8 protein-coding genes are annotated in these 7,326 nt (G+C 55.5%); 2 read left to right on the forward strand and 6 right to left on the reverse strand.

Going from position 1 to position 7,326, the window contains the following annotated elements; translation table 11 throughout:
• The 6 genes from N5O98_RS26020 to N5O98_RS26045 form a co-directional block, all read right to left on the reverse strand.
• On the reverse strand, positions 1-1,427 hold a 1,427-nt coding region (locus N5O98_RS26020), incomplete at its 3' end, for an N-6 DNA methylase (protein WP_269496161.1).
• The gene (locus N5O98_RS26025) at positions 1,417-1,869 is read right to left on the reverse strand and encodes a DUF1896 domain-containing protein (protein WP_005830224.1); all 453 of its coding nucleotides are present in this window, start codon (positions 1,867-1,869) and stop codon (positions 1,417-1,419) included. The genes N5O98_RS26025 and N5O98_RS26020, both read right to left, overlap by 11 nt.
• Positions 1,870-2,037: 168 nt before the next feature.
• Complete coding sequence (gene topB, locus N5O98_RS26030; protein WP_269496164.1) at positions 2,038-4,149, reverse strand: type IA DNA topoisomerase; 2,112 nt, start codon at positions 4,147-4,149, stop codon at positions 2,038-2,040.
• Positions 4,150-4,208: 59 nt separating this feature from the next.
• Positions 4,209-5,798 carry a DUF3945 domain-containing protein gene (locus N5O98_RS26035; RefSeq protein ID WP_004308421.1) on the reverse strand — a complete coding sequence of 530 codons (1,590 nt, stop codon included), beginning with the start codon at positions 5,796-5,798 and terminating at the stop codon, positions 4,209-4,211.
• 20 nt (positions 5,799-5,818) lie between these two features.
• The gene (locus N5O98_RS26040; protein WP_004308425.1) at positions 5,819-6,169 is read right to left on the reverse strand and encodes a helix-turn-helix domain-containing protein; all 351 of its coding nucleotides are present in this window, start codon (positions 6,167-6,169) and stop codon (positions 5,819-5,821) included.
• 3 nt (positions 6,170-6,172) lie between these two features.
• Positions 6,173-6,532: a helix-turn-helix domain-containing protein gene (locus N5O98_RS26045; protein WP_005830221.1), complete on the reverse strand. Its 360-nt coding sequence runs from the start codon at positions 6,530-6,532 to the stop codon at positions 6,173-6,175.
• Between the two features lie 210 nt (positions 6,533-6,742).
• Here N5O98_RS26045 and N5O98_RS26050 point away from each other — a divergent pair, with 210 nt between their 5' ends.
• On the forward strand, positions 6,743-7,036 hold the full coding sequence (locus N5O98_RS26050; protein WP_008645715.1) for a helix-turn-helix domain-containing protein: 294 nt from the start codon (positions 6,743-6,745) through the stop codon (positions 7,034-7,036).
• A gap of 32 nt (positions 7,037-7,068) precedes the next feature.
• A partial coding sequence (locus tag N5O98_RS26055; protein WP_269496167.1) for a helix-turn-helix domain-containing protein occupies positions 7,069-7,326 on the forward strand: 258 nt, incomplete at its 3' end.

Genomic DNA, 7,326 nt, shown 5'->3' on the forward strand with positions numbered 1-7,326 from the left:
CTTTCCTTTTTCGCTGCCTTTTTCTTTTTTGCCGGTTCCTCTATGGGCATACCCCAAAGGTCGAGCAGGGTAAGCTGCACGGCTGACGAATGGTTGGGTTGGCGCGGCTCAATCTCCGGCTTTTCCTCTATGGGCTGTGCCTGCGGCTTCTCCACTCCCTTGACAGGCTCAATTACAGAAACGGGGGCTATTACAGAAGGTGATACCTTTTCTGTTTTCGGAGCAGGTTGCACTTCCGCAGCCGTGCTTTCCTCCTTTGTCGGATGCAGGCTGTGTTTCTCATACAGTTTCCTGTCAAGTTGTTGCAGTTCTATTTTCAGATGCTCCCGCAAGTCTTCCGCCAGTTGTGCGATGTCCCCACGGTGCAGGAGTTTATAGGCTGGTTTCCCGTACGGGTCGGTACTTCTGATCAAATCCGTGTGTGAAAGCGAGCCGATGCTCCATACATACCCATTTACGGAAGTGCCGATAGGGGTCTGTTCGGTCTGCACGAAGAGTTTTTCGTTGTAATACAGTTCACCATTCTTTCCGCTGTTCTTTTGCAGGATAATCAGGTCGCTGCCCACCTCCGTTCCCGCGTTATCCGTAAAGAGGTTGTTCGGCAGGCGGGCTACGCCCACCAGATTGGTATGGTTCATCATATACTCGCGTATGGGCGCGTTGGTCGGGGCATCCAGTACCCCCTGCGAGGTGATGAACGCCACGATTCCGCCTTCACGCACCGCGTCAAGGCTTTTCAGGAAAAAGTAATTGTGTATCGTCCGTGCCGCCGAGTGCCTTGCAGGATCCTTGCTGCCCGAAAATTCCGGGTCGAACACCGCCACATCGCCAAACGGTATATTGGAGACAGCCAAATCAAAATGGTTCATGAACGGCTTTTCTATCTTCTCGAAGCCCTGTACCCTTACTTTCTGTCCGGGATGCAGGTGCTTCAGTATCTTGCCCGTCATCAGGTCTTTCTCAAAAGCCATGATGTCCGCGTCCGGTCTGTTCTCCAGCACGGCGTCCACGAATGCACCGACACCTGCCGACGGCTCCAGCACCCGGTCGGGACGGATGCCGTGTTCATGCAGCACGTCCGCGATGGTCCCGGTTATCTCCGGCGGGGTATAGAAGGCGGTCAGCACGGACTGCTTCATGGCATCCATATACCGTTTGTACTCCGTCTCGTCTTTTGTGTTCTCCCGCAGCAACCTGTGCAGTTCCACGGTAGGGGCAAACAGTTCGAGGTCGGACTTCGCCCAGTGGACGGCATCCGTCAGTTCCCTTGCAGGGTTGAGTATGCTCTTCAGTCCCCCGAAACCGCAATAACGCTCTAACAAGAGCCGTTCGCGTGCGGTGGGTGTGCGCTGTTCCCTGTCAAGGAGGAATGCCGTCCGTATCGCCTCGATGTTGTCCCTCAGCCTCTGTTTGCGGTTAAACGCCATACTCTTCGATATAGAGGATGACGGCTCCCGTCAGCTCCGTGTAGAGCAGGTCATATTCGGGCGACAGGGCGAAATTGTCGTCCGAGAGGTCATAGATGGAGAATACGTTTCCGACAAGCGGTAGCAGCTTCTGGGTAAAGGCTTCACATTTTTCTCCCGGTACTTCACCCGCAAATTCGTTCTCCACGACTTCGCGCAGGATGGCGTGCCTGGAGTAGCGAAGGCCCTCCGTCAGCACCTTCATCGCCAGTTCCTGCGCCCCGTCGGCAGGATAGCCTTCGAGCCTTGCCCGTTCATACGCTTCGGCGGCACGGTCGGTTCTTTCTCGGATGAAGGCTTCATCGGCTGCCTGTTCGAACTTGTTCGTGGTGAGGTAGTCCAGCAGGTACAGACCGTAATAGGAAAAGTCGGTCCGACCCTCGTTTTTCTTCTTGTTGTTCATTTCTTTGGAATTTAGTGGATTGATAATGATGATAGGGATAATCGTTGGAAAACGAGAAGAAAAAGGCACCCGGTATCCCTCCGAGTGCCACCACTAAATCCAAAGTATGAGTGTAATCCGGTATCGAAGAACAATTCATTACTCTGAACCAGTGGCAAAGTTAAACATTTATTTTCTTCTTTTCGCAGAGGTCGCTTTACTTTTCCTTTCTGGGAACACGAAAACCGTGTTATAGTCCCCGTCAAAGGCGACTACGGCATCAAAACTCTTGCCCTGCTTGCTCTTGAATCCTTTGAGCAGTTTCGTGTGTCCGTCGGTGAGCAGGTTTTTGATTTCATCATCAGAGAGGGTGCGGTTTGCTTTCAGGCGGAACACGGGCAGACCGCACTCCGCGTTGTCGCAGCGGACGACCTTGCCGTAAAACTGCATCGTCCCCGCTCCGCACTTGGGACACTTGCAGCCGGAATCCCTGCGGGCGAACAGCTTGTCGCACGACAGCAGTTCGGAGGTAATTTCCCGTGTATATGCCTCAATCTTCCTGCGGAAGTCATCGGCGGGCAGTTCCCCACGCTCGATGCGTGCCAATTCCTTTTCCCATTCGCCCGTCATGGCGACATCGGCAATACGCATCGCCTTCACGACCGAGTAGAGGGCAAGCCCTTTTTCGGTGGGGACAAGCGACTTCTTGCAGCGTTCCATATAGCCGCGCTTGAAAAGCGTTTCGATGATGGACGCACGGGTGGCGGGCGTGCCGATGCCGCAATCCTTCATAGCCTGCCGCAATGCGTCGTCCTCTATCTCCTTGCCAGTCGTTTCCATCGCGGACAGCAGGGTGGCTTCGGTATGCAGCGGCTTGGGTTTGGTCTTTCCCTCCGTGATGGAGGCGGCTTTCAGTGCCAGCGTGTCGCCTTCCTGCCAACAGGGAATGGCGGCGGTTTCCTCTTGGCTGTTGTTCTCTTCTCCATTCTCCTTGCCATAGACGGCACGCCATCCGGCTTGCCTGATGATGCTGCCTTTTGCCACGAACTCCACTCCGGCACACTCTGCCGTGACGGTGGCAGTGTCCTTGACGCATTTTTCGGAGAAAGCCTCAAGCATGCGCCCGGCTATCATGTGATAGACGGTGCTGTCCTCTTTGGAGAGGAACAGCGGCTTCTCGCCCGTGACGAGCAGGGCATGGTGGTCTGTCACCTTGCCGCCGTCCAGGCTGCGGCGTGTCGGCACGGCTTTCGGCTGCAACTTGCCCTTCCATTCGGGCAGGCTGCCGATGAAGGCAAGCAGCTTGGGGATTTCCGCGAACACGTCTTCGGGAATGTAGCGGCTTCCGGTTCGCGGATAGGTGATGAGCTTCTTCTCGTAGAGCTTCTGCGCGATTTCAAGCGTCTGTTCCGCCGTGAAGCCATGCTTGGCGTTGGCTTCCTTCTGGAGCGTGGTCAGGTCGTACAGGAGCGGTGTTTCCTCCGTCTTCTCCTTGCGTTCGGCTTTCGTGACGGTGGCTGTGCCTGCCGACTTCACCTTATTATACAGTTCCGTCGCGGACTCTTTCTCTTTCCATTTTTCGGAAGAGGAAAACTTCACCGTTCCTTCATCGCAGCCGTCCGTTGCGATATGGAGCTGCCAGAAGGCTTCGGGGGTAAAGCGGCGGTTCTCCCAATAGCGTGCGCACACCATCGCCAACGTGGGTGTCTGCACCCGCCCGACGGAATACGTGCCGTGTCCGGCGGCGATGGAGAGAGCCTGCGTGCCATTGATGCCCACGAGCCAGTCGGATTCGCTCCGCGCTTTGGCGGCGAGGTAGAGGTTGTCATACTTGCTCCCCGCTTCGAGGTTGCGCAGTCCATCGCGGATGGCCTTGTCGGTAAGCGAGCTTATCCAGAGGCGCACGAAAGGGGTGGCGCATCCTATGTAATGGTAGAGGTATCGGAAGATAAGTTCGCCCTCGCGACCGGCATCGGTCGCCACGATGATTTGCTCACTGTCATTGAACAGGCGGGTTATGGTTTTTATTTGTGCCACTACGCCGCTGTCGGGTTTGTAGTCCTTCTCAGCCTTTACCTGACGGGGTATGAGCGTGAAGGAGTCGGGGATGACGGGCAGGTTGTCACGGACAAAGCCGCGTATGCCGTAACCGTCGGGCATGGCAAGCTGGACGAGGTGCCCGAATGCCCATGTCACGGCGTAGCCGCCTCCCTCGAAATATCCTTCCTCTCTCTTTGTCGCGCCCACGATACGGGCGATCTCACGTGCCACAGACGGCTTTTCTGCAATGATTGTCTTCATATTTTTCTGTCGTTTTGAATTTTACAAATGTTACTTCGGATTTAGTGGCGGACACCGGATTACATCTTCATGCCCTTATTGTTTTTCTTTTGCGGCTTCTCCTGCTGCTGTTGCTGTGCGGTGTCCTTCGGGGCGGTCTGTCCCTTCCGCAACGGCTCCTTCAGGTTCTTGGTAGCCTCGTTGGTCTTGCCCTCGCTGTTCACCGCCACCTGCGTGCGGCTCTCGTTGGAAGGCGCGATCTTCTGCGCGTTGTCGGGGTTGGTGTCGTAGCGGTACGGGCGTCCCTTCTCCGGGTTGAACCTGATGTACATCGTGGCGTGGAAGCCCTGCTTGTCGGTCACGTTCTCCAGTTTCACGGCTTTGCCAGCCACGTAGTCGGCTTTCTGCTGCTCGGTGAAGTCCACGCCGCTCCATTTGCTGATGGGGCGGATGCTGCCGTCGGCGTTCGTCCACGTGTTGCGGCGTTGCTCCTTGTTCGTGTTGGCTGTATTTTCCGTACCCTGCGCCTGTCCCTGTGCGGGGTTGTTCTTGGCTTCCTGTGCTTGTGCGGCACGTGGCGACCTGCCGGTTCCCGGCACGAACTCCACGCCGCGCTGCTCCACGTTCACTTGCAGGGTGGTGACGAACTTCCTGCCGTCCTTGCGTTCGATGAGTTTGTCGCGCACAGGCAGCCCGGCACGCAGCATGTCCTGCTCCTGCTTGGTGATTTCCGTCTTGCCGATGCGCTCCGGTATGCGCACCTTGTTTGCCGGGACATCCGTGATTTCGTTCGTCTTGCGGTCGATGCTGACGAACGAGGGGATGATCTCGCCCGTTTCCCTGTCCACGAGGTCCACAACCCTGCCGAGGTTGCCCGTTTCGCGCAGGTTCTTCCGGTCGTCGTCGGAGAACTTGTGTTCCTTGTACTCGTCGAGTTTCTGCTCCTTGCGGATGAAGTGCGGCACAAGGCTGACGTTGCCCTCGCCGTCCTTCTTGAAGGAGAGGCGGGCATCCAGCTCGAAAGCTTCTCCGCCGAAATTGGGCGACACCCTCACCAAGTCGGACTTGCCGTAGTTGAGCATCCTGTCAAGGTTGCCCGACTTTTCAAGGTCGTCGCGCTTCACGCCCCATTTCTCCTCCAACTCCTTCCAGTTGATCTTGCTCTCGTCGATGGGTTGGTAGCCCCGGTTGCTCTGCGCCTGCTGCGGGTTTTCCTGATTCTGTTCGTTTTTCTGTTCCATTTCTTCCTGTTTTTTAGGTTCGTCATCTTGTTTCTGTCCCGGTTGTTCCTGCTTTTCGGCGGACTGCTCCTCCTGTACTTTCTTTTCGTAGCCGGAGGTGTCCACCTTGTGGGGCGCAAGCATCTCCTTGTTGCCCTCGGGGTCTTTCAGCAAGTCCTTGATAACTTCCAGCAGCTTGTCGGCTTGGTCCGCCGCGACACGGTAGAAACCGAAGCGGCTGGGTTCCTTGCACTGCCGGAAGAAGTTTTTAAAGAAGTTGTCCAGCACGTCTCCGTGCCTGTCGAATTGCAGGAAACTCTGCGCGTTCTCCGCCTTTGCGGGGGTACGCTTGGGTGAGCCGTCGGCGTTAAGCCCGGCTACCACGCTAATCTCGCCCGTCTTCTCGTCGCGGACTATCAGCACGTCTTTTTCTGTTGTTTTCTTTGCCATTTGAAAAATGTTTTAATGGGTTATTTATTAAAGAAATTATGGATACGCGCCTTGTAGAAGGCTATATCTTCCTTGCGGAAATCCTTTACGTGTTCGGAGAGGAATGTCAGTACGTCCTCCTCGCTGTAATAGGTCTTTTTGCCGAGCGTCTTGTACGGCAATGCACCGATGCTGCGGTAGCGCTGCAGGGTACGCTTGCTTATCTGGAGCAGCATGCAGAGGTCTTGGTTGTCGAACATCCTGATACTTTCCATCGGGTTTGGGGCTTTGCCGGACGGTCGCAGGGAGAGCAGCAGCTCGTCCTGACGGTCGAGCCGTTCCATCAGCTTCTGCATCCAGTCCTCAAAATTGTTTCGTGTAAGCAGTTCCATATCTTATGTCCTCCTTCCTTTGGGTTTGCCGCCGCCCGTGCGCAGCGTGTGGTTGCGTTTCAGTTCCGTCAGTGTCGCTGCATCTTCTGCCACGGTGCAGTCTGCGAGCAGGCGGTCTATTTCCGACCGGCGGTAGCGGCATTTGCCGCGCAGCACGATATAGCCGATGCGCTGTTCGCTGCGCATACGTTGGAGGGTACGGGTACTCACGTTCAGCAGGTGCGCCGCCTCGCGGGTGGTGAGCAGCATGTCGGAAGACTCTCCCTTCCTCTCACCGGAAACGGCACGCACATAGACCGCTATCTCGGCTATCTGTTCCGTCAGGGCGGTGAAGGCGGAACTTTCAATCGTTATCACTTTCATATTTTGTCCTTTCTTTTGTTTCTCTGCGGCAAAATTCGGCAATAAACAAAAGGGGCTTTAACAACTCATTACGTGACTCACGTAAGATTTTCTTTGAAAGTGACTCCGTAACCCGGACAACCGGCGCAACAAGCTGCCGTATAGCGGAAAACGGCACGCATTCAAGGCGGCTGCGTTACCTTTGCGGTAAATCATTAAATGTTTTGGTATATGGAAATCGTATCTATCGAGAAAAAGACCTTCGAGATGATGCTGGCGTCATTCAACGCCCTCTCGGAGAAAGTCGCCGCCCTCAGGCGCAAAAGCGACGGCGGGCGGCTGGAAAGGTGGCTCACGGGCGAGGAGGTCTGCGGGCAGTTGAGAATCAGCCCGCGCACGTTGCAGTCATTGCGTGACAGGCGGCTTATCGGCTACTCGCAGATGAACCGCAGGTTCTATTACAGGCCGGAGGAGGTCAGGCGGCTTATTCCGCTTATCGGCACGATCTATCCCGATGGAAAATGACTCTGTTTTTATTAACCACTTAATCCGATGTTATGATGAACGAGAACAACGAGGTTTTCTCAATGGAGGACGAGCCGGTTGCCACCGCGATACAGAATATGCTCAAAGGCTCCAAATGGCTCTCCGCATTTTTGGAAAGTTACCGTCCGCCACTGGACGGGGAACATTACCTGACGGACAGGGAGGTGGCGGAAATGCTCCGGGTAAGCCGCCGCACCTTGCAGGAGTATCGCAACAACAGGATGCTGCCCTTTATCCTTCTGGCAGGTAAGGTGCTTTATCCCGAATCT

The sequence above is a fragment of the Bacteroides sp. LFL-34 genome (assembly GCF_027257075.1).
Lineage (GTDB): Bacteria > Bacteroidota > Bacteroidia > Bacteroidales > Bacteroidaceae > Bacteroides > Bacteroides ovatus.